Raw genomic sequence first — 23822 nt, 5'->3', positions numbered from 1 at the left:
GCGTGATTTCAGTCCTGTGCGTTCAATGGAGTGAGGATTTTCGTGCCGCCATGACACCGGCCACGGTCAGGAAAGATCCAAAGACCACAATTCTATCATTCTCCCCGGCCCGGCTGATGGCATTTGCGTACGCGGCAGCGGGATCGTCGAACACATTGATGGTGCGTTCGTCGCGCTCCGGCTGCACCGCCAGCACCTTGGCGGCCAGCTCGGCGGCGCTGGCCGACCGCGGCGACGGCAGCGTCGCCAGGCACCAGTGGTCGACGTGCTCGGACATGGCGGCGATCACGCCATCGATGTCCTTGTCGTGCATGGAACCGAACACGGCGAAGGTGTAGCGGTGGAAACCCATGTTGCCCAGGTTCTGGTTCAGCGCCGCGGCGGCATGCGGGTTGTGGGCGACATCGAGGATGATGGTCGGCCGGCCCGGCAGCACCTGGAAGCGGCCTGGCAGCTCCACCGTGACCAGGCCGGTGCGCACTTCCTGCGCGCCCACCGGCAGTTCCAGCTTCAGCGCCTCCAGCGCGGCCAGCGCGGCGCAGGCGTTGAGGATCTGGTTGGCGCCGCGCAGGCTCGGGTAGGCCAGCGAGTTGCGGCGCTGGCTGCGGCCGCCGTAGCTCCACTGCTGCTTGTCGCCGGAGTAATTGAAATCGCGGCCCATCAGCCACAGGTCGGCGCCGATGGCGTTGGCGTGGTCGATCAGCGACTGCGGCGGCACCGGGTCCGAGCAGATCGCGGTCTTGCCGGCGCGGAAGATGCCGGCTTTTTCGAAGCCGATCTTCTCGCGCGTGTCGCCCAGGTAGTCGGTGTGGTCGATGTCGACGCTGGTGACGATGGAGACGTCGGCGTCAACGATGTTGACCGCGTCCAGGCGGCCGCCCAGGCCCACCTCCAGGATGACCACGTCCATGCCGGCTTGCGACAGCAGCTTCATGATGGCCAGCGTGGTGAATTCGAAGTAGGTCAGCGCCGTGTCGCCACGGGCGGCTTCAACCGCGTTGAAGGCGGCCACCAGCGTGTCGTCGCTGGCCATGTCGCCGTTGATGCGGGCGCGCTCGTTGAAGTCGAGGAAATGCGGCTTGATGTACAGGCCGACCTTGTAGCCGGCGCGCATCAGGATCGATTCCAGCATGGCGCAGGTCGACCCCTTGCCGTTGGTGCCGGCCACCATGATGACCGGGCAACTGAAGCTCAGCTGCAAGCGTTCCTTGACGGCCAGAACGCGGTCCAGGCCCATGTTGATGACGGTTTCGGCGTGGCGCGATTCCAGCAGCGCAAGCCAGGCGGGCAAAGTAGTTGGGAGGTTCGACATGATGAGACTCTGAAATGAAAACGGCGCGCAGGCCGGATGATATCCGATTGCGCGCCGTCGCGTGGGGCACCGTCATTCCGGCGAAAGGCGGTATCCATGCTGAACAAGCGTTCTATGGGTTCCGGCTTTCGCCGGAACGACGGCGCTGGTTTAAGCCAGCACTTCCACTGGCTGATTTTGCAACAGGGCCAGCAGGCGGGCGATTTCCTCGCGCATCTTGCGGCGGTCGACGATCATGTCGACGGCGCCCTTCTGCACCAGGAACTCGGCGCGCTGGAAGCCTTCCGGCAGCTTCTCGCGCACGGTGTTTTCGATCACGCGCGGGCCGGCGAAGCCGATCAGCGCCTTCGGCTCGGCGATCACCACATCGCCCATGAAGGCGAACGAGGCCGACACGCCGCCCATGGTCGGGTCGGTCAGCACACTGATGAACGGCAGTTTCTTTTCCGACAACTTGGTCAGCATGGCCGTGGTCTTGGCCATCTGCATCAGCGACAGCAGGCCTTCCTGCATGCGGGCGCCGCCGGTGGCGGTGATGCAAATGAACGGCACTTTCTGCTCCAGCGCCACCTGGGCGCCGCGCACGAAGCGCTCGCCGACCACGGAGCCCATCGAGCCACCCATGAATTCGAATTCGAAGCAGGCCACCACGGCCGGCAGGCTCATGATCGAGCCGCCCATGACGATCAGCGCGTCGGTCTCACCGGTGGCTTCCATCGCCTGCTTGAGGCGGTCCGGGTATTTCTTGCTGTCCTTGAACTTCAGCGTGTCGACTGGCAGGGTGTCCATGCCAATTTCATAACGGCCGCCGGCGTCCAGCAGGTTGTCGAGGCGTTCGCGGGCGCGGATGCGCATATGGTGGTCGCATTTCGGGCAGACGTGCTGGTTCGATTCCAGGTCGGTGCGGTACAGCACGGCCTCGCACGAAGGGCATTTGACCCACAGGCCTTCCGGCATGGTCTTGCGGGCGCCGGCGTCGGACCGCTGGATGCGGGGGGGCAGCAGTTTTTCCAACCAACTCATAAATTCTCCTTGCAGCTTACTCGTGGCCCGAAGTGTAGCCGTTTCCGCGCCCCCTGTCGAACTTTAGAGTACATCCACTAGGCCGCCAGAGGGAGCTTGCCCTCCTTTCAACATAGCGAATAGTTATCTATGTATCAAGGTGAGCAGCCGGGGTGTGCGTGACGTCAGGCGTCGAGGGCGGTGCGGATGGACGTGGTGAAGGCTTGCACGGCGGCGACCGCGCCGTCTTTGCCGGCGGTTTCGATTTCCTGGATGATGCGGCTGCCGATGACCACGGCATCCGCCACCTCGGCCACGGCGCGCGCGGTGGCGCCGTCGCGGATGCCGAAGCCCACGCCCACCGGCAACTTCACATGCTTGCGGATCGCCTGCAGGCGCTTGGCCACGTCCACCGTGTCGATATGGCCGGCGCCGGTCACGCCCTTCAGCGAAACATAGTAGCTGAAGCCGCCGCCAACCTTGGCCACCTGCTGAATACGCTGCTCGGTCGAGGTCGGCGCGAGCAGGAAGATCAGGTCCAGTCCGGCCGCGCGCATGGCCGCGGCGAACTCCTCGCACTCCTCCGGCGGATAGTCGACCACGATCGCGCCATCCGCGCCCACCGCCTTCGACTGCGCAATGAACGCGGCCGCGCCGATGCGCTCGATCGGATTGGCATAGCCCATCAGCACCACCGGCGTGGTCTGGTTGGTCTTGCGGAACTCGGCCACGTAGCCAAACACATCATGGATGCCGACGCCGTTGGCCAGCGCCCGCTCGCAGGCGCGCTGAATCACCGGCCCCTCGGCCATCGGATCGGAAAACGGCACGCCCAGTTCGATGATGTCGGCGCCGCCGGCCACCAGCGCGTGCATCAGCGGCACGGTCGATTCCCGGCCCGGATCGCCGGCGGTGATGAAGGTGACCAGCGCGGTCTTGTTGTGCGCCTTCAAGGCGCTGAAGGTTGCTGCAATCTTGGACATGGTCGGTTTCCTTAGTTGAAGTTCAGACCCATACGCTCAGCGACCGTATGCATGTCCTTGTCACCCCGGCCCGACAGGTTGGCCAATACAATCTGATCCTTCGGCAGCGTGGCCGCCAGCTTGGCCGCGTAGGCCAGCGCGTGCGACGACTCCAGCGCCGGAATGATGCCCTCGATGTGGCAGCAATCATGGAAGGCCTGCAACGCCTCCTGGTCGGTAATCGACACGTACTCGGCGCGGCCGCTGTCCTTCAGATACGCGTGCTCCGGCCCCACGCCCGGATAATCCAGGCCGGCCGACACCGAATGCGTCTCGATGATCTGGCCGTTCTGGTCTTGCAGCAGATAGGTGCGGTTGCCGTGCAAAACGCCTGGATAACCCTTGGTCAGCGAGGCCGCGTGCTTGTCGCCATCCAGCCCCTCGCCCGCCGCCTCGACGCCGACCAGGCGCGTGGCCGTCTCATCGATGTACGGGTAGAAAATGCCCATGGCGTTCGAGCCGCCGCCGATGCAGGCCACCACGTAATCCGGCTGGCGGCCAGTCATCTCCGGCATCTGCACCAGGCACTCCTCGCCGATCACCGACTGGAAATCGCGCACCAGCATCGGATACGGGTGCGGGCCGGCCACGGTGCCGATGATGTAGAAGGTGTTTTCAATATTGGTGACCCAGTCGCGCATGGCCTCGTTGAGCGCGTCCTTGAGCGTCTTGGAGCCGGACTCCACCGGCACCACGGTCGCGCCCAGCAGCTTCATGCGGTAGACATTCTGCGCCTGGCGCTTGACGTCCTCGCTGCCCATGTACACCACGCACTCCAGGCCGAAGCGCGCGCAGATGGTGGCGGTGGCCACGCCGTGCTGGCCGGCGCCGGTCTCGGCGATGATGCGCGGCTTGCCCATGCGCTTGGCCAGCAGCGCCTGGCCAATGACGTTGTTGATCTTGTGCGCGCCGGTGTGGTTCAGGTCTTCGCGCTTGAAGTAGATCTGCGCGCCGCCGGCCAGCGCGGACCAGCGCTTGGCGTGATAAATCGGCGATGGCCGGCCGACAAAGTGCTTGAGCTCGTAGCGGAACTCTTCGAGGAATGCGGGGTCTTTGCTGTATTTCGCGTAGGCCTCGTTGAGTTCGGACAGCGCGTAGGTCAGGGTTTCGGCGACGAAGCTGCCGCCGTAAGGACCGAAGTGGCCTTTGGCGTCAGGAAGTTGGTAATCCTTGGCGTGAAACAGCGGTTTCATGATGGTTGGGGCTTTCTAAAATGGCATCTCCGGCCCGCACCGCCGCGACAAAGTCGGCGATCTTGCGGGCATCCTTGATCCCCTTGGACGCTTCGACACCAGAGCTGATGTCCACAGCGTAGGGGCGTACACCGGCCACCGCGTCAGTCGCGTTGTGTACGCTCAAGCCACCACTCAAAACGACCCGAGGCGCGAGATCTTTTGGAACGAGAGACCAATCAAAACCCTTTCCTGCACCACCGTAGGCGTCCACATACGTATCCAGCAACAGGCTGGTGAACAGGGGACTGGCGGCGCGGTTTGCCTGTTCGTATTCTAGCAGTTCATCCGCGCGCGTGTCAGGTTTGACGCGGAAGACTTTGATGAACTGGCGGTGGGCGGCGGCGGCGATGGCGGCGGCGGCGGCGATCGTTTCATCGCCGTGCAGTTGCAATAGGGACACCGGCGCGCTGCGCGTGATGGCCGCCACCTCGTCCGGCGTGTGGTTGACGAACAGGCCAACGGTGGTGATGAACGGCGGCACGACGCGCAGCAGTTCGGCCGCGCGCTCGGGCGTGACGTAGCGCGGACTTTTAGGGTAGAACACGAAGCCGATGGCATCGGCGCCGGCGGCCACCACGGCCTGGATGTCTTGCTCACGGGTTAAACCGCAGATTTTGATACGGGTACGCATAAATATCCTTTCGGGCGCGGATGGCACCGCCGAAACCCGCACACCGCTGCGCCCAGGGTCAGACCCCGTACGGGGTCTGACCCTTCCGTTCGGGGTGCTTTTTCAGAACCAGGGCAGCTGGCTGCCGGGTTCCTGCGGCAGCGCCCACTTGTCATCGTAATCGATTTTGGCCAGGTATAACCCGTCCGGCATGAACGTCGGCGCGGCCAGCTGGCGGTTTTTCGCGGCCAGCAGTTCGCCCATCCAGCCGACGTCTTCCCTGCCCTGGCCGATGTACACCAGCGAACCGACCAGGTTGCGCACCATGTGGTGCAGGAAGGCGCTGGCCTTCAGCGTGAAAATGATCAGGTCGCCCTGGCGGCGGATCTGGATGTCATGCATCAGCTTGACCGGCGACTTGGCCTGGCAATGCGCGGCACGGAAGGTCGTAAAGTCATGCTCGCCGATCAGCGGCTTGACCGCCTCGCGCATGCGCTCCACGTCCAGCGCGTGATGGTAAAACCCGGCGCGGCCGTTCAGCAGCGCGGAGCGCACCTGGTGGTTGTACAGCACGTAATGGTAAGTGCGGGCGCGCGCGCTGAAGCGGGCGTGGAAGAAGTTCTCTGCGGTCGGATCGCCTTCCAGTTCCTTGGCCCAGCGCACGCCGATCGACGGCGGCAGGAAGGCGTTCACGCCGCGCACCCACGCATGCGGCAGGCGAGTCAGGTCGGTATCGAAATGGACAACTTGCTCCGAGGCGTGCACGCCGGCGTCGGTGCGGCCGGCGCAGGTGGTGGCCAGCGGCACGGTGGCGAACTCCTGCAGCGCCTGCTCCAGCTTGTCCTGCACCGTGAGGCCGTGGTCCTGTTTCTGGTAGCCGTGCCAGGCCTGGCCGTCGTACTGGAGCCCGATTGCGATCCGTTTCAATTGCTGCCCAATCTAAATGTCTGAGTCAGCCATTATATAACGGCGCGATGCCTATCCCAGCTGGGCCTTCATGGCGTTGGCCTTGGCCACCTGCTCGTCGTTACCACCGCGCAGCACCTCGTCCAGCAGCTCGCGCGCGCCTTCCTTGTCGCCGATTTCCTGGTAGGCGACGGCCAGGTCCAGCTTGGTGTCCATCTCCATGTGCAGCGCCGACAGCGGTTCGCTGCTGGCGGGCGCGGCGGCGGTGGCGGTGGCGGTATCGTCGGCAAAGCTGCCCAGGTCGAGGTCGATGCTCGACAGGTCGAATTCCTGCGCGCCCGGCGCTGGCGCCGGCGTGATGGTTTCCACATCGCCCGGCAGGTCCAGCGCGGTTTCAAAGTCCTGCGGCGTGGCGTCCTTCGGCGGTTCGGTGAAGGCCGGCACTTCCGGAATGTCGAAGCCGGCCAGGTCCAGATCCAGCGGATCGACGGCGGTGAGGTCGTTGGCGGCCGGCGCCGGCGCCGGCTCGGCGGGCGCCGGCGCCGGGGACGGCAGGTCGAGGCCGAAGTCCATGCTCATGTCGTCGGCAGGCGCGGACGGCGCCGCTTCGGCAGCCGGGGCCGGCATGTCGATGGCCGGCGATGGCGCGGACACGGGCTCGAAATTCAGGCCCCCCAGGTCGAAGTCCATCAGGTTGTCGGCCGCGACCGAGGCGGGCGAGACGGAGGCGTCGGCGGCTTGCGGCAACGCGGTTTCCAGATCGTCGATCACCGGATCGGCGCCAAAGTCCGGGCTGTGCGACACCGGCGCCGACCGCACCGCATCCTGGCTCAGGTCGAAGTCCAGCGGCGACGCGGCCACGTCCGGTGCTGGCGCCGGCGCCTCGGCGGCGAAGGTGTTGCCAAAGTCGCTGCCGAAGTCCGGCGCCGCAGCGGCGGCGGCAGCGGCTGCGGCAACCCCGGCTACGGCGGCGGTCGCCACCGGCGCGGCCGCGAAGCCGCCCTCGTCCTTGCCGGCGCTGTACAGCGGATTCGACGGGTCCAGCACCTTGCCCAGCGCGGCCGCGTGTTCCCACTCGTCGCCCTGGCCGCGCGTTTGCGCGTACAACTCGGTGGCCTGGGTCTCGAAGGCGCGCGCGTCCTTGCGGGCCGAATAGATTTCCAGCAGTTTCAGGCGCACGGCGTGGCGTTCCGGATGGGTGCGCAGCGCTTCCTTCAAAATCTCTTCCGCCTGGGCGTCGCGGCCGTAGGCGATGTAGACGTCGGCTTCCGCCACCGGATCGACCTCATTGGTATCCAGCTGGCTGGCCGACGGCGCGAAGTTCGAGTTAAACACGCTGTTGTTGGTGTCGATGCTCTGGCCGCCCGCTTCGTCGATCAGCGGCTGCGGCGCCGGCGCGGCCGGCTCGCCCAGGATCGATGGCTCGTCCTGCGGCACCACGAACTTCTTGCGGCGGCGCGAGGCCATGATGGCCAGCGCGCCGGCCAGCACGGCGGCGGCCGCCACGCCGACGTAGGTGATGTTGTCCATCAGCGTTTCGAACAGGCTCGGCTCGGCGATCTTCTTCGGCGGCAGCACCAGCGTGCGCTTGGGCTTGGGCTCGGCCGGCGCCTCGGCCGGCGCGGCAGCGGAAGCCGACGCGGCCGGCTTGACGTCCGCCGCCGTCTTGCTCTTCACCGCCATCAGCTTTTCCAGATCGTTGACGTTCTTTTCCAGCTCCTTGACGCGGGCGGCGGCTTCGTCCACCTGCTTCTGCTTGGCGATCTTGTCCTCTTCCGCCGCCACGCCGGTCTTGCCGGCTTGCGGCTTGTCGGTGGTGGCCTTGGACAGGGTCAGCTTGTCCTGCGCGGTGTTGGTGGCGTTGGGCTTTTCTTCGACCTTGGCGCTGATCTTGCCGGCGGCATTCTGCGACGGTTCGGTTTCCTTGGCGGCCGAGCTGGCAGCCACCTGGCCGGCCAGCTTGGCGCGGTAGGCGTTGAAGTCGGCCGCGTGGGCCACCACCACGCCATGCGCGTCGCCCTCGCTGCCGACGGCGCGGATCTGTTCGGCGTCCGGCACCGCCAGGATCTGGCCCGACTTCAGGCGGTTCATGTTCTTGCCGGCGAAGGCTTCCGGATTGGCGCGGTACAGCGCTACCAGCATGGTGTCCAGCGAGACGTCGACCGGCTTGACCTGGTTGGCGATGCGGGTCAGGTTGTCGCCCTGCTTGACGGTGTACTCGGCAACGGCGGCCTTGGCCGGCTTGTCGGCGCGCTGCGGCCGGGCCGGTTCCGCGCGCGCTGGCGCAGCTGTCGCGGATGGCGTAGATGGCGCGGCGGCGGGCGCCTGCGCCTGCGTTTGTGCTTGCGCGCTGCGGTTGGCCACGTCGACCGGCGCGGTCACCTGCGGCGCCTGGGTCGAACGCATGTCCGGCGGATCAAGCAGGAAGGTGTATTCACGCACCATGCGGCCGCCGTTCCAGCTCAGCTCCAGCAGCATGTCGACGAACGGTTCGTTGATGGCCTGCGACGAGCTGACCTTGATGATCTGGCGGCCGTTGCGCGGTTCGATTTCAAACCGCAGCGAGCTCAACGCCGGGTTGAAGTCGATATTCGCCTGGCGGAAGGCATCGGTCGGCGCCAGCTTGGCCACCAGCGCGCTGGCTTCGTCGGCCGAGACGGCCGTCAGTTCGATTTCCGCCCGCAGCGGCTGGCCCAGCGCCGACAGCACCGTCAGCTTGCCCAACCCCGCCGCATTGGCCGTGGCGGCCACTAGCACCGCGCTGGCGACAGCGCTGGTGAGCGTTTTCAACGCAAACGAAACAATGCGGGGGCGATTTTGTACAGGCATAGTGGGCGGGTTTTTATGGTTGTCAGTTGGAAAATGTTACTTTCCCAGATATGTCAACATAACATCATGCTTTTGACTGTGCAAGTTTAAACGAGAAAAAGGGGTTTCTCCTATGAGAACACATAGGAAAAACCCCTTCTCTTGTGACCTTGCACCCCACAGCCGGCCGCACGACGCGGCGTGCGCGGAGATAGGGTCAGACCCCGTACCGGGTCTGCCCCTGCCTGGCGGTGCGGGTTTACTGGTCCAGCACAATGCGCAGCATGCGGCGCAGCGGCTCGGCCGCGCCCCACAGCAGCTGGTCGCCCACCGTGAAAGCCGACAGGTAGTCCGGCCCCATGCTCATCTTGCGCAGACGGCCCACTGGAATCGTCAGGCCGCCGGTCACCGCGGCCGGCGACAGGTCCTTCATCGACGCCTCGCGGGTGTTCGGCACCACCTTGGCCCACTGGTTGGCCGAGGCGATGATGTCGGTGAGCTCGTCCAGCGGCACATCCTTGGTCAGCTTGATGGTCAGCGCCTGCGAGTGGCAGCGCATGGCGCCGATGCGCACGCACAGGCCATCGACTGGAATCGGCTTCGAGCCGAAGTCTGCGCCCAGGCCCAGGATCTTGTTGGTCTCGGCGCCGCCCTTCCACTCTTCCTTCGACTGGCCGTTGCCCAGATCCTTGTCGATCCACGGGATCAGGTTGCCGGCCAGCGGCACGCCGAACTGCCTGGTTTCCTCGGCCGACAGGCCGTGCTGGGTCGCCAGCACCTGGCGGTCGATTTCCAGAATGGCCGAGGCCGGATCATCCAGCAGCGGCTTGACCGCGCCGTTGATGGTGCCGAACTGGGTCAGCAGCTCGCGCATGTGCTGCGCGCCGCCGCCCGAGGCCGCCTGATAAGTCATCGACGTCATCCACTCGACCAGGCCCTGCTGGAACAGGCCGCCCAGGCCGATCAGCATGCACGACACGGTGCAGTTACCGCCGATGAAGTTCTTCACGCCCTTGCCCAGCGCATCCTTGATGACGTGCATGTTGACCGGGTCCAGCACGATGACCGCGTCCTTTTCCATGCGCAGGGTCGACGCGGCGTCGATCCAGTAGCCGTTCCAGCCGGCCGCGCGCAGCTTGGGGAACACTTCGGTGGTGTAGTCGCCGCCCTGGCACGAGATGATGATCTCGCACTTTTTCAGTGCGTCGATGTCGGTGGCGCTTTTCAGCTTGGTTTCATTCTTCGCCATGGCCGGCGCGTTGCCGCCGGGATTGGACGTGGTGAAGAACACCGGTTCGATGTGGGCGAAGTCGCCCTCTTCCTGCATGCGTTGCATCAGGACCGAACCGACCATGCCGCGCCAACCTACCAGACCTACGAGTTTCATTTTGCTCTTTCCTTGTAAATTATCTATCCCATCGTCATTCCGGCGAAAGCCGGAATCCATAGAACGCTTGCTCAGCATGGGTCCCGGCCTGCGCCGGGACGACGCGTATCAGCCGAGGGCTTGGACCACCGCGTTGCCCATCTCTTCGGTGCCCACCTTGGTGGTGCCTGCCTCGTAGATGTCGGCGGTGCGCAGGCCCTGGGCCAGCACTTTCTTGACGGCGGCCTCGATGCGGTCGGCCTGCTCTGCCTTGTTCAGCGAGTAGCGCAGCATCATGGCGGCCGACAGGATCGTCGCCAGTGGATTGGCGATGCCCTTGCCGGCAATGTCCGGCGCCGAGCCGTGCGAAGGTTCGTACAGGCCCTTGTTGTTGGCGTCCAGCGAGGCCGACGGCAGCATGCCGATCGACCCGGTCAGCATGGCGGCGGCGTCGCTCAGGATGTCGCCGAACATATTGCCGGTGACGATGACGTCGAACTTCTTCGGCGCGCGCACCAACTGCATGGCCGCGTTGTCGACGTACATGTGGTCGAGCGCCACGTCCGCATATTCCTTGTGGACGTCGGTAACGATGTCCTTCCAGAACTGGAAGGTTTCCAGCACATTGGCCTTGTCCACCGAGGTCAGGCGCTTGCCGCGCTTTTGCGCGGCCTGGAACGCCACGTGGGCGATGCGGCGGATTTCGCCTTCCGCGTAGCGCATGGTGTCGAAGCCCTCGCGCTGGCCCTTGAACGGACCGTCCGGGCACTCGCGCACGCCGCGCGGCTGGCCGAAGTAGATGTCGCCGGTCAGTTCGCGCACGATCAGGATGTCCAGGCCCGACACCACTTCCGGCTTCAGCGTCGAGGCGCCGGCCAGTTCCGGATACAGGATGGCCGGCCGCAGGTTGCCAAACAGGCCGAGGTTCTTGCGCAGGCCCAGGATGGCCTGCTCGGGACGCAGCGGACGGTCCAGCGTGTCGTACTTCCAGTCGCCGACGGCGCCGAACAGCACGGCGTCGGCGTCCTTGGCCAGCTTGAGCGTGGCCTCGGGCAGCGGGTGGCCGCTGGCCTCGTAGCCGGCGCCGCCGACCGGCGCGGTTTCCATCTCGAAGGATTCACCCAGCGCGTTCAATACCTTGACCGCTTGGGTGACGATTTCCGGGCCGATGCCATCGCCCGGGAGGATTGCGATTTTCATGTGGTTTCTTTAGATGACGTTAGCCAACCAGGGTTGGTTTGCCAGATGGCGTTCTTCGAAGCCGCGGATGGCGTCGGCGTGACGCAGCGTCAGGCCGATATCGTCGAGCCCGTTCATCAGGCAGTATTTGCGGAAGGCGTCGATCTCGAATGGGTAGGAGACGCTGCCATTGCTGGTGGAAATGCGCTGCTGCTCAAGGTCGACCACCAGCTTGTATCCGGGGAAGGCCTTGACTTCGTTGAACAGATGATCGATCTGCGCTTCAGTTAACACGATGGGCAGCAAGCCGCTCTTGAAACAGTTGTTGAAGAAGATGTCGGCAAACGATGGCGCCAGGATCGCGCGGAAGCCGTACTGGTCCAGCGCCCACGGCGCGTGCTCGCGCGAGGAGCCGCAGCCGAAGTTCTTGCGGGTCAGCAGGATCGAGGCGCCCTGGTAGCGCGGCTCGTTGAGCACGAAGTCCGGATTCAGCGGACGCTTGCTGTTGTCCATGCCCGGCTCGCCGTGGTCGAGGTAGCGCCACTCGTCGAACAGGTTGGGGCCGAAGCCGGTGCGGTGGATGGACTTGAGAAACTGCTTCGGGATGATGGCGTCGGTGTCGACGTTGGCGCGATCCAGCGGTGCCACCAGGCCTTCGTAAATCGTAAATTTTTCCATGATTTATTCTGTAGATGATCGGCGCCGCCCGGTCATTCCGGCGCAAGCCGGAATCCATGCACCGAGCGCATGACCGCACACTCGGCATGGGTCCCGGCGTGCGCCGGGACGACGGGGGCGCGCGGGTTTAATGGCCTGAGGCGCCTTGCACCGCCTGCCCCGCGCGCTGGATGTCCTTGCCCATGCCGGAAATGGTGTTGCAGCCGGTCAGCACAAAGGTAGCGATAATGGTCAGAGCGAAGATCTTTTTCATGATGGTTCCTAACGAGTTTTGGTGCGGCGCCTCAGCCGCGTTTTTATAATCAGTGCAGTGCGCGCACGTCGACAAAGTGGCCGGCGATCCCGGCCGCCGCGGCCATCGCCGGCGACACCAGGTGGGTGCGGCCACCCTGGCCCTGGCGTCCCTCGAAGTTGCGGTTGGAGGTCGACGCGCAGCGCTCGCCCGGCTCCAGGCGGTCGGCGTTCATCGCCAGGCACATCGAGCAGCCCGGTTCGCGCCACTCGAAGCCGGCATCCTTGAAGATGCGGTCCAGCCCCTCGCGCTCGGCCTGCTCCTTGACCAGGCCCGAGCCCGGCACGACCAGCGCCAGCTTGACGTTGGACGCGCGCTGCTTGCCGCGCACCACCGCCGCCGCCGCGCGCAGGTCCTCGATGCGCGAGTTGGTGCAGGAGCCGATGAACACCTTGTCGATGCGGATGTCCTGGATGGCCGTGTTCGGCTTCAGGTCCATGTACACCAGCGCCTTTTCCATGGCGTTGCGCTTGACGCTGTCCTTCTCGTGGTCCGGGTCCGGCACGCGGCCATCGACCGGCAGCACCATTTCCGGCGACGTCCCCCAGGTCACCTGCGGCTTGATCTCGGCGGCGTCCAGCGTCACCACCAGGTCGAACCTGGCGCCCGGGTCGGTGTGCAGCGTGCGCCAGTAGGCCACGGCCTGCTCCCACTGCGGCCCGACCGGCGAGAACGGCCGGCCCTTGACGTAGTTGATGGTGGTGTCGTCAACGCCGATGATGCCGGCGCGCGCGCCGGCCTCGATCGCCATGTTGCAGACCGTCATCCGGCCTTCCATCGACAGCGCGCGGATGGCCGAGCCGCCGAACTCCATGCAGTAGCCGGTGCCGCCGGCGGTGCCGATCTTGCCGATGATGGCCAGCACGATGTCCTTGGCGGTGACGCCGGCCGGCAGCACGCCGTTGACTTCCACCAGCATGGCCTTGGATTTTTTCTGCAGCAGCGTTTGCGTGGCCAGCACGTGCTCCACTTCCGAGGTGCCGATGCCGTGCGCCAGCGCGCCGAAGGCACCGTGGGTCGAGGTGTGCGAGTCGCCGCACACCACCGTCATGCCGGGCAGCGTGGCGCCCTGCTCGGGGCCGATCACGTGGACGATGCCTTGGCGCTTGTCGTTCATGTTGAAGTAGGTCAGGCCGTAGGACTTGGCGTTCTTGTCCAGCGTTTCGACCTGCAGGCGCGACACCGGGTCGGCGATGCCCTCGGCGCGCGAGGTGGTCGGCACGTTGTGGTCGGCCACGGCCAGGTTGGCCGACAGGCGCCACGGCTGGCGATTGGCGGCGCGCAGGCCGTCAAATGCCTGCGGGCTGGTTACTTCGTGGACCAGGTGGCGGTCGATGTAGAGGATGGTGGTGCCGTCGTCTTCGGTGCGCACCACGTGGGATTCCCAGAGTTTGTCGTAAAGCGTCTTCATGATGTCTTTTTGGTACTGCTACTTTGGTCCTACTTGATTATGCCATATTGTGCAATGCAATAGCAGCCACCGCGGTCCAGCCTCTTGAGCCCGACGCTTTCTGCATACCGATCCACGTGGTATGACCCCTTTGATACTTTTGCCCCGCCGCAGCTCGCCGTGCGGGATACTGACTGTGCCAACAAAAAAAAAGCCTGCGTGGGACGCAGGCTTTGGTTCCTTCCAACCCGGTCTTCCGACTCAGGCCGCCATGCGTACACTGCCCCTGCAACCGTCCATTAGGAACGATAGGCCAACCACTAGCACCAGCTCGCCCTCGGCAGAGCGCGCCGTGCCGGTAATGCCCTCGACGGTAATCGCGGTCATCGGCTTGATCACCAGGTCGGCCGTGCCGTCCACCGCTTCCACCGCCAGGATGTATGGCTGTGGTGCCGAGACAACAATGCCCACCTTCTCGCGGCAGCTTTCGTAACCCAGCGAGTCGGCCAGCGAGCGCACCGGCAGCGGACGGCCCTGGTCTTTCAGCACCGGGGCGCCGCCCACTTCCATGAACACTTCCGGCAGCTCGACCACGCGCTGTACCACCGCCATCGGCAGCGCCAGCGCGGCGCCCGAGGTCGACACCAGCATGGTCGGCACGATCGACAGCTCGATCGGCAGGCGGATCGAGAACTTGGTGCCCTTGCCCAGCTCGGACTCGATGTGGATCGCGCCGCGGTTCTTTTCCACGGCGGTCTTCACCACGTCCATGCCGACGCCGCGGCCAGACACGCTGGACGCCACTTCCTTGGTCGAGAAACCTGGCAAGAATACCAGCTGATAGCAATCATCGGCGGTCAGCGCGGTCGATTCCGAGATCAGGCCCTTCTGCAAGGCCTTCTGGCGCAGCTTGACCGGGTCCATGCCCTTGCCGTCATCCTGCAGCACGATCATGACGCTGTTGGCTTCCTGCCACGCTTTCAGCTGGATGTAGGAACGGATCGGCTTGCCGGCGGCGGCGCGTTCTTCCGGCGTCTCGACGCCATGGTCCAGCGCGTTGCGCAGCATGTGCACCAGCGGATCGTACAGCGAATCGACCACCACGCGGTCAACCTCGGTTTCCGCGCCCTCGATGTTCAGGTCGACTTCCTTGCCCAGGTCCTTGGCCAGCTCGCGCACCAGGCGCGGGAACTTCTGGAACAGGCGGCCGACCGGCTGCATGCGGGTGGCCAGCGTGGCGCGCTGCAGTTCGGTCGAGTAGCGCGACGCGCGTTCCAGCGTCTCGGCCAGCGTCGACATCAGCGTCTGCGCCTGGCCCTCGAACTTGAACTGCATCAGGCGTTCCAGCAGCACGGCGGCCTGGTTGGCGGCCTGTACCGATTCGCCGGCCACTTCCAGCAGCGCGTCCAGCTTGACGGCGTCGATACGGATCGATTCTTCCTTGGCCGGCGCGGCGTGCGGACGTTCGTCCTTCTTTTCGGCGACCTCGCGGCGCGCGGCCGGCGCGGCCTTGACCTCGGCCGCCACGGCGGCGATTTCAGCGGCGTTGGGCGGCGTCGCCGCGGCCGGGGCGGCGGCCACGGCCGGCGCGGCAGCGGCCACCGGCGCCGGCGCCGAGCGGGTGTAGGAGCCCGGCGGCATCACGGCTTCGTACATGCCTTCCCAGTCCAGGCCGTCGGCCGACGGCGCAGCGGCCGGGGCTGCGGCTACCGGCGCCGGTGCGGCAGCGGCTGGGGCCGGCGCGGGTGCCGGTGCTGGCGCGGCGGCGGCCGGCTTGGCGCCGCCGGAGTCGGTCTTGCCGGCAATGGCGTCATTCAGCAGTTGTTCCAGGTCGCCCGGCAGCGCCGGCAGGCTGCCCGGCTCGGCGCCGTCGTTCAGTTCGGCCAGCTGGTCGGCAACAAAGCCGGACGCCTGCAGCGCCGCTTCGATCGACAGCGGCGTCACCGGCGCGGCGCCGGTGCGCAGCGCGTCGAACAGGTTCTCGGTCAGGTGGCAAGCCGTCACCATGGCCGGCAGGCCCATGAAACCGGCGCCGCCCTTGATGGTGTGGAACGAGCGGAACACCGCGTTCAGCGTTTCTTTGTTGTCAGGGTCACGTTCGAGCCGCAGCAGGTGCTCTTCCACGTTGACCGCAAGATCCATCGCCTCGACGACGAAATCCCTCAGCATATCGTCCATTAGAACCCCAGATCGGCAAGAAGATCGTCAACACTGTCCTGGCTCAGGGCCACGGTCGGAGCCGACGGACCCTGCATCAGAGACACTTCTTTCTGTGCGATTTTCTCGCGCACGCCGGCCGGCGCGTTGTCCTTCAACAGCTGCGCCAGTTCCTGTTCAACCGTCTTGGTGATGTTGACCACTTTCTTGATCAGCTGGCCGGTGATGTCCTGGAAGTCCTGGGCCATCATGATGTCCAGCAGGCGCGCCTTCTCGGCCTCGGTGGCGGCCGACACGGCCACGGCGAATTTTTGCGAGTCGCCGGCCAGTTGCTTGAACTGCTCCAGGCTCAGCTTGCCGGCGAACAGGTCGGCCCAGCGGGTTTCCATGTCTTTCGACTGCTTGGACAGCACGTCCTGCTCGGGCATGCCCTCGTCCAGCGTGTTCAGCACCTTGTTGGCGGCCTGCTCGGTCAGCGTGGCCACGTATTCCAGGCGGTCCTGGGCGTCATTGATCTGGGTGGCGGCCTCGGTCAGCGCCTTGTCGTAACCGAGTTCACGCAGCGAGTCGTGCAGCAGGCGCACGATGCCGCCCAGGCGCTCGAACATCACCTCCTTGCCGTCGCCGGCTTCGCCCTCGGCGTCCCCGGCGGGCTCGGCGGCGGCGGCAGCAGGCGCCGGCGTGGCCGCCACATCGGGCGGACGGGCGGCCGCGACTTCTTCAAACAAGCTTTCCAGGTCATCTTCTGCGCTGGCGGCCGGGGCTGGCGCAGGCGCTGGAGCGGGCGCTGCTGTCTTGCTCTGAGCGGACACTTCTTCAAATAAGGCGTCGAAATCGTCAGCGGCGTTAGTCATAATCCCTGCTTCTCCATATTGAAAAATTTACTGCTTAAACAGCTGTATTTGGAGATACTAACATCGGATAGATCGGCGAGGTATGCCGCAAGACACAAAAGTAGTGCTTTAGTGCAAAAAAAACGTGGCAGACGCATAAAAGCCCACACCCGGCGCCGCTGGATAAAGCGATTTTATTTGATAAACATCAAGTCTTTCCATCCTGTTAATAATGTAAATCGGGACTACAATAAAGCTGTGCGTTGAGAGATAAGGAGGTTCATCATGTACCGCAAAATCCTGATCACCACCGACGGCTCGGCCGTCTCCAGCAAAACCGCCTGCGCTGGCGTGCAGTTTGCCGAGCAGCTGGGGGCCGAGGTGCTGGCCGTGTTCGTGGCGCCCGAGTACCAGTACCCGATCTACGTGGAAATCATTCCGCCCAGCTATCCGAGCGAGGCCGATTACCGCGCCGCCATGGAGCGCGCCGGCACCGAGCATACCCAGGACGTGGCGGCCTCCTGTGCCAAACGCGGCGTGCGCTGCGCAACGCTGACCGCCTTCCACGAAAGCGCGGCGCTGAAAATCGTCGACGTGGCGCAACAACATGGCTGCGACCTGATTTTCATGGGCTCGCACGGCCGCAGCGGCTGGGGCCAGTTGCTACTGGGCAGTGTAACCAACAAGGTGTTGCAGCACTCCAAAATCCCGGTGCTGGTGCACCGCCTGATCCAGGAACCGGGCGGCAAATAACATCCCACGGGCGGCGGTTTGTAGTAAGATCACAAGCTTGATTCAAGAATAATAAAACTTACTATTAATCACTGATAAGCGGCCCTGCCATGATTCGTATAGTGATTGCGGACGACCACACCATCATGCGCGAAGGGCTCAAGCGCATTCTCGACGGCGCGCCGGACATCGACATCGTCGGCGAGGCCATCGACGGTTTCGAAGTGCTGGGCCACGTGCGCCAGGGCGGCTTCGACCTGCTGCTGCTGGACCTGTCCATGCCCGGCCGCAGCGGCGTCGACCTGATCCGCCAGATCAAGGCCGAGGCGCCCAAGCTGGCCATCCTCATCCTCACCATGCACGAGGAGGAACAGTACGCGGTGCGCGCCATCCGCGCCGGCGCCCAGGGCTATCTGACCAAGGAAAGCGCCGGCACCCAGCTGGTGGGGGCGATCCGCAAGGTGGCCTCCGGCCGCCCCTACATCTCCACCGAGGTGGCCGAGCAGCTGGCGCTCAACATCATGATGCCGCACGAGTCGCTGCTGCACAAACAGCTGTCGGACCGCGAGTTCGAGGTGTTCTCGCTGCTGGTGGCCGGGCGCTCGATCACTGAAATCGCCAACAGCCTGCACCTGAGCGTCAAAACCGTCAGCACCCACAAGACCCGCATCATGCAGAAGATGGGTATGAGTTCGCTGTCGGAGATGGTGCAATATGCAGTCGCGCACCGGTTGCTGTCACCGTTCAAGACCTGACTGGCAAGCTCCTCAGTAGGACTAGTCCTACAAATATCAGCCCTACTCCTACCTGTAGATTCAGCCATTGCTGATATCTATCGCACGCTTGTGTTGGCATACTGAAACCATACCGCTCAGATACCTGCCCACAGGAGACCACCATGCTGTCTACGCAAACGTCTGAAATTCGTCCGGCCACGACGGCGCTGCAATCGTCGTCGATGGAAGCGGGCCGCCAGCGGCAAGGGCGGCTCTGGTCGAACCTCAAGGAAGTCTGCGACCTGCTGCACATCCCGGCCGCCAGCTCGATGGTCAACGAGGAGCTGCTGTTCCAGCACGTGCAGTTCAAGACCGGGCAGCGCATCCACACCATCGGCCAGCCGTTCGACACGCTGTACATCGTCAACTCCGGCTTCCTCAAAACCGTGCTGATCGACGAATACGGCAACGAGCAGGTGCTCAGTTTCCCGATGAAGGGCGACATGCTGGGCGTGGACGGCATCCACACCCGCCACTACTCGTCGGAGGCGGTGGCGCTGTCCGACTGCGACCTGATCCTGCTGCCGTTCAAGAAGCTGACCGCGCTCGGCCGCATCCACCTGGAACTGGAAAACATGATGTACGGCGTCATGAGCCGCGAGCTGGTGCGCGAGCAGGCCATGATCGGCATGCTGGGCGCGCTCAGCGCCGAGGCGCGCGTGGCGCGTTTCCTGGTGGCGCTGGCCGAGCGCTTCGCACAGATGGGCTACTCCAGCAAGCTGTTCAACCTGCGCATGACGCGCCACGAAATCGGCAGCTACCTGGGCCTGACGCTGGAAACCGTCAGCCGCACGCTGTCGGCCTTCAACGAGATCGGCCTGATCAGCGTGGACCAGCGCACCATCGGCATCAAGGATCCCGAGGCCCTGAAAACCTTGCGCCGCCTGCCGCCATCGCGCACGCGGGGCAAGCCCGCCACCGCCAAGACCAAGGGTGGCGATACCGTACCGTCCGGCCAGTTGCTGGCGGCTTTGTAGCACCGCAGTGTTTCAAGTACTACCTCCCGCATTACCCAGCCTTGGGCCCGGTCGCTGACCGGGCCGTTTTTTTATCGTCCTGGTAAGCAAAACCGCAAAAACGCTTGCATTCCTGCGCGCCTTCCTGAATAATGAATGCAAATACGAATCATTCTTATTAAGGAGAAGCGAAGATGATGACGACCACCCCCGCGCTGCCCGCCGCCGCCCATTCCGTCACCGCCGCCGCCGCTACGCAAGCAGCCAAGCCGGTCAAGCGCGTCAGCAGCGCCGGCCTGATGGACGGTGGCCGCGAGCTGGAGATTGAACACGGCGGCCGCGTCTACCGCCTGCGCATCACCCAACTGAACAAGCTGATCCTGACCGCTTGATCTCTGCTTTCATTGTGCGTGACAGGGCGCGCCGCCGCGCGCCCGCTTCCCTCCGAGTCGCCAGCCCTCGCCAGCCACACTCTCTTTCCACACCAGGAGCGTCTGATGGCCATCGACTATAGCAACCCGATTTTCCTCGCCCCATCGCATGGCGGCCACAATCCCGAACTGATGCTGTCCGCCGTGCTGCATCTGATGTCGCACTACACCGCCGGCCGCGACGACGCTGGCGGCTGCGTCAAGCTGGCCTCGGTGATCGAGCGCCACCTGAAGGCGCTGGCCAGCCTGCCGGACCTGGCGCCGGTGCTGAGCGCGACCTGCGCCCAGCTGTCGGAGCAATGGGCCGGCGAGGTGGAGCGCAATATGCACGAGCAGGACAAGACAAACTTCCTGCGCCGCATCATGGCGCGCGCGCGCACCGCGCCGTCGGTCGCGTGAACGGAGTCCGCTGACATGTGCGAGAAACACGATCCGCTGGCGGCCATCATCGGTGCCGCCATGCCGCAGGCGGCGGGACCGGTGGCGCAGCCAGGCCCGGTCATCCACAATGTCCTCACGGCGCTGAGCGCGGAGCCGGAAGCGCAGGCCTCGCGCCGCCGCCGCTTGTGGGAACTGGGCCATGCCTGCCACTGCCCGCTGGTGGGCGTCGGCTTTCCGCTGGGGGTGCTGCGCAAGCTGGTGGACAAGGCCAGCAGCGGCAAGGTGGTGGCCGACGATTACGAGGTGCACGTTGGCGCCGTGACCGAATGCGCCACGCGCAACCGCCTGTCGGAGGCGCTGCAGAAGGAACTGGAGCGCCGCTATGCCGCCGTGCTGCTGCGCTTTCGCGGCGCCAAGAGCACCGCGCAGGTGGCCGCGCTGTGGCGCGCCGCCGTCGGCAATGGCGATGTGGCCGGCGCGTTCTGGGCCGGCCTGACGCATCCGCGCTGCACGCCGGAGCTGGAGGAGCAGATGTGCCGCGACCTGCACATGGTGCAGCATCAGGCCGGCGCCTGCGTGCGCGCGGACCTGAACAAGTTCAACGCCACGCTGGACGAGAACAGGCGTTTGACGCATGAGCTGGCCAAAGCCCAGCAGCGCGCCACGGCCTTGCTGGCCGAGAAGACCACCGACGCCGAGCGCCACGCGGCCCAGCTGATGCAGCTGCGCGCGCAGGTGGTGGGCAAGGACAGCATGATCGATTCGGTGCGGATGGAGCTGGAGCAGCTGCGCGCATCGATTCCGGGCCTGGAGACGCGCGCCAGGCTGGCCGAGCGGTTGGGGCAGATGGAGGAGCGCGAGCGGGCGATGCGTCAACAGATCGCCGAACTGAAGCTGGAGCTGGCGCGCGCGCAGGAGGCGCCGGCGCCGCTGCAGGCGGAGGCGCGCCAGGTGGTGGAGCATGTGATGAAGATGCCGCTGAGTTTGCGTGAGCGCGCGGTGTTGTGCGTGGGCGGACGGAATGGGAATGTGGCCAGCTATCGCGAGCTGATCGAGCGCGAGGGGGCGCTGTTCAGTCATCATGATGGCGGGCTGGAGGACAATGCCAACCGGCTGGAGGCGAGCCTGGCGGCGGCGGACCTGGTGATTTGCCAGACCGGCTGCATCAGCCACAGCGCGTACTGGCGGGTGAAGGATTATTGCAAGCGCAACGGCAAGCGCTGCGTGTTTATCGATAATCCGTCCATTTCCAGCCTGGCGCGGGGATTGGAACAGGCTGGCGCGGATTAGGCCTTAACCCGCAACCCCAGAGCATGGGTCTGACCCCGTACGGGGTCAGACCCCGGTGTGCGAAGTGCGGGGTAGTTTTCAATACACATCGCGGCGGTAGCGGCCTGCGGCCGCCAGTTGCTCCACCCCGTCGTCTCCCAGCACGTGACGCAGGGTGCGGTCCACGCCCGCCGCCATCCCTTCCAGACTGCCGCAGATGTAGATGGCCGCGCCTTGCGCTATCCACGCGCGTACCGCTTCGGCCTGCTCCCCCAGCCGATCCTGCACATAACGGCGTTCGCCCTGGTCGCGCGAGAACACCATGTCCAGCTTGTCCAGCACGCCTTCGCGCTGCCAGCCGTCCAGCTCGGCGCGGTAGTGGTAATCGTGCGCGGCGTTGCGCTCGCCGAACAGCAGCCAGTTGCGCCCCTGCCCCGCCAGCGCGCGCGCTTTCAGGTGGCCGCGCAGGCCGGCGATGCCGCTGCCATTGCCGATCAGGATCAGGGGCCGCTCGGCATTCCCTTCCAGCCGGAAGCGCCGGTGCTGTCGCAGCCGCAATGGCACCACCTCCCCCAGCGACGCTTGCTGCGTCAGCCAGCCGGACGCCGCGCCGTGGCGCCCGTCCTCGTGCGTGTGCAACCGCACCAGCAGGTGCACGCGCCCATCGGCCGGTATCGACGCGATCGAGTACTCGCGCGCGCGCGACGGGTCGGCCGGCGCGGCCACCTGCACCAGGTCGCCCGACTGCCATGCCGGCAGCGCGCCGTTGGCCGGCTCCAGCTCCAGGTGGTAGATCGGCGCGCCGGCGCTGCCGGCGTTTAGCCGCACGCGCTCGCGCAGGCGCCATTCCTCGAACGCCGGCGCGCTCCAGTCCGGCGCGTCGCTGGTGCCGGCCAGATGGCTCAGTTGCTGGCGCCAGAGGCCGATGGCCTCGTCCGCGCTGCGGTTCACTTCCACGCGCGGGAACAGGCTCTGCGCGCCTTGCGCCTGCAGCCACTGGTCCAGCGCGCGGCCGAAGCCGCAGAAGTGCGTGTAAGCGCTGTCGCCCAGCGCCAGCACCGCGTAGTGCAGTTGCGGCAGCGGCAGCGCGGTCGTCATCAGACGGCCGGCGAACCCGGCCGCGGCGTCCGGCGCGTCGCCTTCGCCGTAGGTGCTGACCAGGAACAGGATGCGCTCGGCGCCCTGCAAATCTGCGGCGCCCAGCTCGGACAGCTCGCACAGCCGCGCCGGAATGCCGGCCAGCTTCAGCGTGGCCGCCGTCTGTTGCGCCAGTTCCTCGGCGTTGCCGGTCTGGCTGGCGTAGCTGACGATCCAGCCGGGCGACGCCGCCGCTTCGGCCCGCGCGCGCGCGGCGGCCAGGCGCTTGCGGCGCACGCGCAGGTACGGCGCCAGGCACACCAGCGCGTAGCCCACGCTCATGCCGGCCACCATCATCCATCGGGTCGGGTCGTTGGTCCAGATCATTCGTCTAACATCCCGCGTAAATGCGTGCTCAGGTATTCGGTGAAGCCGCCGTCCGGCTGGCGCACGACAAAGCGCGCGGCCAGGCCTTGCAGCTCGGCCAGATGCAGGCCGTCGCGCCAGCCCAGCACAGTCAGCGCGGTGGACCAGGCGTCGGCCGCCATGCACTGCGCGTGCACCACCGTGACCGAGGCCAGGTCGTTGGCGATCGGCATGCCGCTGCGCGGGTCGATGGTGTGCGAGTAGCGCCGGCCGTGCAGCTCAAAGTAGCGGCGGTAGTCGCCCGAGGTGGCAACCGCCAGGCCGTGCAGCGCCAGCACCAGCTGGTCCGGCACGGCGGCGCCCGGCGCGGCGTCGCTGACCTGCTCCAGCATCACCCACCACGGTTGCCCGTCCGGCTTGACGCCGGCGCCGCGCAGCTCGCCGCCGACCTCGACCAGGTGGTGCGCGAAGCCCTGCGTTTTCAGATAGTAGGACAGCCGGTCGACGCTGTAGCCCTTGGCCACCGCCGACAAATCCAGCTGCACGCCGCCCGGCTGCAAGGCCTTGCGGCTGTCGCGCTGCAAGCGCAGCGGCCGCGCCGCCAGTTGCGCGCGGGCGACGGTGATTTCATCGGCCGCCGGCGGCACGAAGTCGGGCTGGTCGAAGCGCCCCCACGGGCCAAAGCCCCACAGGTTGACCAGCGAGCCGGCGGTCGGGTCGTAGGCGCCGCCCGAGGCGCGCGCCACGTCCATGGCGAAGGACAGCACATCGAAAAACGCCGGCGGCAGGCGGTGCCAGCTGTCGGCGGGCGCGCGGTTGAAGCGGCCCAGGTCGGACCCGGTTTCCCAGTGGCTCATTTCGGCCACGATGGCGTCGAGCTGCTGTTGCAGCCCGTCCTGCAAATGCGCGCAGGGCGCGTCCGGCGCCGCCACCAGCCGCACCGACCAGCTGGTGCCCATGCTGCGGCCGGCGTAGTCACGGAGCACGCCGCCTTCCGGCGCCGGGTCGTCGGCGATGGTGTGCGGCAAAAGAACCCGGCGCATG

The 23822-nt window shown here is 65.7% G+C and carries 22 protein-coding genes; 6 read left to right on the top strand and 16 right to left on the bottom strand.

Annotated elements, in window-relative coordinates; genetic code table 11:
- Positions 1 to 22: 22 nt before the first annotated feature.
- The 14 genes from folC to FHW58_RS00200 all read right to left on the bottom strand — a co-directional run bounded on the left by folC (position 23) and on the right by FHW58_RS00200 (position 16811).
- Complete coding sequence (gene folC / locus FHW58_RS00265) at positions 23 to 1312, bottom strand: bifunctional tetrahydrofolate synthase/dihydrofolate synthase (protein WP_179671103.1); 1290 nt, start codon at positions 1310 to 1312, stop codon at positions 23 to 25.
- Positions 1313 to 1462: 150 nt separating this feature from the next.
- Positions 1463 to 2335 (bottom strand): acetyl-CoA carboxylase, carboxyltransferase subunit beta, encoded by an 873-nt coding sequence (gene accD, locus FHW58_RS00260; RefSeq protein WP_179671102.1) that lies wholly within the window; start codon positions 2333 to 2335, stop codon positions 1463 to 1465.
- A 164-nt stretch (positions 2336 to 2499) separates the two neighbouring features.
- The gene (gene trpA, locus FHW58_RS00255) at positions 2500 to 3297 is read right to left on the bottom strand and encodes a tryptophan synthase subunit alpha (protein ID WP_179671101.1); all 798 of its coding nucleotides are present in this window, start codon (positions 3295 to 3297) and stop codon (positions 2500 to 2502) included.
- A gap of 11 nt (positions 3298 to 3308) precedes the next feature.
- Complete coding sequence (gene trpB, locus FHW58_RS00250; protein ID WP_179671100.1) at positions 3309 to 4529, bottom strand: tryptophan synthase subunit beta; 1221 nt, start codon at positions 4527 to 4529, stop codon at positions 3309 to 3311.
- Positions 4489 to 5244, bottom strand: a complete 756-nt coding sequence (locus FHW58_RS00245) for a phosphoribosylanthranilate isomerase (protein WP_373996613.1) — start codon at positions 5242 to 5244, stop codon at positions 4489 to 4491. Before FHW58_RS00245 ends, trpB begins: the two co-directional genes overlap by 41 nt.
- Positions 5245 to 5304: 60 nt before the next feature.
- Positions 5305 to 6108, bottom strand: coding sequence for a tRNA pseudouridine(38-40) synthase TruA (gene truA / locus FHW58_RS00240; RefSeq protein ID WP_179671099.1), 804 nt, complete (start codon positions 6106 to 6108; stop codon positions 5305 to 5307).
- Positions 6109 to 6159: 51 nt separating this feature from the next.
- Entirely contained in the window at positions 6160 to 8877 is a 2718-nt protein-coding gene (locus FHW58_RS00235; protein WP_229264999.1) for a FimV/HubP family polar landmark protein, read from the bottom strand.
- Positions 8878 to 9154: 277 nt separating this feature from the next.
- On the bottom strand, positions 9155 to 10282 hold the full coding sequence (gene asd, locus FHW58_RS00230) for an aspartate-semialdehyde dehydrogenase (RefSeq protein ID WP_179671097.1): 1128 nt from the start codon (positions 10280 to 10282) through the stop codon (positions 9155 to 9157).
- Positions 10283 to 10390: 108 nt separating this feature from the next.
- Entirely contained in the window at positions 10391 to 11461 is a 1071-nt protein-coding gene (leuB, locus tag FHW58_RS00225) for a 3-isopropylmalate dehydrogenase (RefSeq protein ID WP_179671096.1), read from the bottom strand.
- A 9-nt stretch (positions 11462 to 11470) separates the two neighbouring features.
- Positions 11471 to 12118, bottom strand: a complete 648-nt coding sequence (leuD, locus tag FHW58_RS00220) for a 3-isopropylmalate dehydratase small subunit (protein ID WP_179671095.1) — start codon at positions 12116 to 12118, stop codon at positions 11471 to 11473.
- Positions 12119 to 12245: 127 nt separating this feature from the next.
- Positions 12246 to 12371: an entericidin A/B family lipoprotein gene (locus FHW58_RS00215; RefSeq protein ID WP_179671094.1), complete on the bottom strand. Its 126-nt coding sequence runs from the start codon at positions 12369 to 12371 to the stop codon at positions 12246 to 12248.
- Positions 12372 to 12420: 49 nt separating this feature from the next.
- Positions 12421 to 13824: a 3-isopropylmalate dehydratase large subunit gene (leuC, locus tag FHW58_RS00210; RefSeq protein WP_179673215.1), complete on the bottom strand. Its 1404-nt coding sequence runs from the start codon at positions 13822 to 13824 to the stop codon at positions 12421 to 12423.
- 237 nt (positions 13825 to 14061) lie between these two features.
- Complete coding sequence (locus FHW58_RS00205) at positions 14062 to 15978, bottom strand: chemotaxis protein CheA (RefSeq protein ID WP_179671093.1); 1917 nt, start codon at positions 15976 to 15978, stop codon at positions 14062 to 14064.
- On the bottom strand, positions 15978 to 16811 hold the full coding sequence (locus tag FHW58_RS00200; protein ID WP_179671092.1) for a protein phosphatase CheZ: 834 nt from the start codon (positions 16809 to 16811) through the stop codon (positions 15978 to 15980). The genes FHW58_RS00205 and FHW58_RS00200 overlap by 1 nt, the downstream gene beginning before the upstream one ends.
- A gap of 264 nt (positions 16812 to 17075) precedes the next feature.
- Here FHW58_RS00200 and FHW58_RS00195 point away from each other — a divergent pair, with 264 nt between their 5' ends.
- The 6 genes from FHW58_RS00195 (at position 17076) to FHW58_RS00170 (ending at position 21356) form a co-directional block, all read left to right on the top strand.
- On the top strand, positions 17076 to 17543 hold the full coding sequence (locus FHW58_RS00195; protein WP_179671091.1) for a universal stress protein: 468 nt from the start codon (positions 17076 to 17078) through the stop codon (positions 17541 to 17543).
- An 89-nt stretch (positions 17544 to 17632) separates the two neighbouring features.
- On the top strand, positions 17633 to 18277 hold the full coding sequence (locus FHW58_RS00190) for a response regulator transcription factor (RefSeq protein ID WP_090176109.1): 645 nt from the start codon (positions 17633 to 17635) through the stop codon (positions 18275 to 18277).
- A gap of 203 nt (positions 18278 to 18480) precedes the next feature.
- Positions 18481 to 19275 carry a Crp/Fnr family transcriptional regulator gene (locus FHW58_RS00185; protein WP_179673214.1) on the top strand — a complete coding sequence of 265 codons (795 nt, stop codon included), beginning with the start codon at positions 18481 to 18483 and terminating at the stop codon, positions 19273 to 19275.
- Positions 19276 to 19451: 176 nt separating this feature from the next.
- The gene (gene hemP, locus FHW58_RS00180) at positions 19452 to 19646 is read left to right on the top strand and encodes a hemin uptake protein HemP (RefSeq protein ID WP_373996656.1); all 195 of its coding nucleotides are present in this window, start codon (positions 19452 to 19454) and stop codon (positions 19644 to 19646) included.
- Between the two features lie 105 nt (positions 19647 to 19751).
- Positions 19752 to 20084: a hypothetical protein gene (locus tag FHW58_RS00175; RefSeq protein WP_179671089.1), complete on the top strand. Its 333-nt coding sequence runs from the start codon at positions 19752 to 19754 to the stop codon at positions 20082 to 20084.
- A gap of 15 nt (positions 20085 to 20099) precedes the next feature.
- On the top strand, positions 20100 to 21356 hold the full coding sequence (locus FHW58_RS00170; protein ID WP_179671088.1) for a DUF2325 domain-containing protein: 1257 nt from the start codon (positions 20100 to 20102) through the stop codon (positions 21354 to 21356).
- Between the two features lie 78 nt (positions 21357 to 21434).
- Here the strand turns inward: FHW58_RS00170 and FHW58_RS00165 are convergent, their stop codons facing one another.
- Positions 21435 to 22799, bottom strand: a complete 1365-nt coding sequence (locus FHW58_RS00165) for a sulfite reductase subunit alpha (RefSeq protein ID WP_179671087.1) — start codon at positions 22797 to 22799, stop codon at positions 21435 to 21437.
- Positions 22796 to 23821: an FAD:protein FMN transferase gene (locus FHW58_RS00160; RefSeq protein WP_179671086.1), complete on the bottom strand. Its 1026-nt coding sequence runs from the start codon at positions 23819 to 23821 to the stop codon at positions 22796 to 22798. Before FHW58_RS00160 ends, FHW58_RS00165 begins: the two co-directional genes overlap by 4 nt.
- Position 23822 lies beyond the last annotated feature (1 nt).

The sequence above is a fragment of the Duganella sp. 1224 genome, assembly GCF_013408245.1.
In the GTDB taxonomy this organism is placed as follows: Bacteria; Pseudomonadota; Gammaproteobacteria; order Burkholderiales; family Burkholderiaceae_D; genus Rugamonas.
Note: the sequence above shows the minus strand (reverse complement) of the source record. Positions and strands in the feature narration are given on the sequence as shown.

Coding starts and splice junctions, on each gene's coding strand:
- folC (WP_179671103.1), bottom strand. CDS start 1,312: ATGTCGAACCTCCCAACTACTTTGCCCGCCTGGCTTGCGCTGCTGGAA.
- accD (WP_179671102.1), bottom strand. CDS start 2,335: ATGAGTTGGTTGGAAAAACTGCTGCCCCCCCGCATCCAGCGGTCCGAC.
- trpA (WP_179671101.1), bottom strand. CDS start 3,297: ATGTCCAAGATTGCAGCAACCTTCAGCGCCTTGAAGGCGCACAACAAG.
- trpB (WP_179671100.1), bottom strand. CDS start 4,529: ATGAAACCGCTGTTTCACGCCAAGGATTACCAACTTCCTGACGCCAAA.
- asd (WP_179671097.1), bottom strand. CDS start 10,282: ATGAAACTCGTAGGTCTGGTAGGTTGGCGCGGCATGGTCGGTTCGGTC.
- leuB (WP_179671096.1), bottom strand. CDS start 11,461: ATGAAAATCGCAATCCTCCCGGGCGATGGCATCGGCCCGGAAATCGTC.
- leuD (WP_179671095.1), bottom strand. CDS start 12,118: ATGGAAAAATTTACGATTTACGAAGGCCTGGTGGCACCGCTGGATCGC.
- FHW58_RS00215 (WP_179671094.1), bottom strand. CDS start 12,371: ATGAAAAAGATCTTCGCTCTGACCATTATCGCTACCTTTGTGCTGACC.
- FHW58_RS00205 (WP_179671093.1), bottom strand. CDS start 15,978: ATGGACGATATGCTGAGGGATTTCGTCGTCGAGGCGATGGATCTTGCG.
- FHW58_RS00200 (WP_179671092.1), bottom strand. CDS start 16,811: ATGACTAACGCCGCTGACGATTTCGACGCCTTATTTGAAGAAGTGTCC.
- FHW58_RS00195 (WP_179671091.1), top strand. CDS start 17,076: ATGTACCGCAAAATCCTGATCACCACCGACGGCTCGGCCGTCTCCAGC.
- FHW58_RS00190 (WP_090176109.1), top strand. CDS start 17,633: ATGATTCGTATAGTGATTGCGGACGACCACACCATCATGCGCGAAGGG.
- FHW58_RS00185 (WP_179673214.1), top strand. CDS start 18,481: ATGGAAGCGGGCCGCCAGCGGCAAGGGCGGCTCTGGTCGAACCTCAAG.
- hemP (WP_373996656.1), top strand. CDS start 19,452: ATGACGACCACCCCCGCGCTGCCCGCCGCCGCCCATTCCGTCACCGCC.
- FHW58_RS00175 (WP_179671089.1), top strand. CDS start 19,752: ATGGCCATCGACTATAGCAACCCGATTTTCCTCGCCCCATCGCATGGC.
- FHW58_RS00170 (WP_179671088.1), top strand. CDS start 20,100: ATGTGCGAGAAACACGATCCGCTGGCGGCCATCATCGGTGCCGCCATG.
- FHW58_RS00165 (WP_179671087.1), bottom strand. CDS start 22,799: ATGATCTGGACCAACGACCCGACCCGATGGATGATGGTGGCCGGCATG.
- FHW58_RS00160 (WP_179671086.1), bottom strand. CDS start 23,821: ATGCGCCGGGTTCTTTTGCCGCACACCATCGCCGACGACCCGGCGCCG.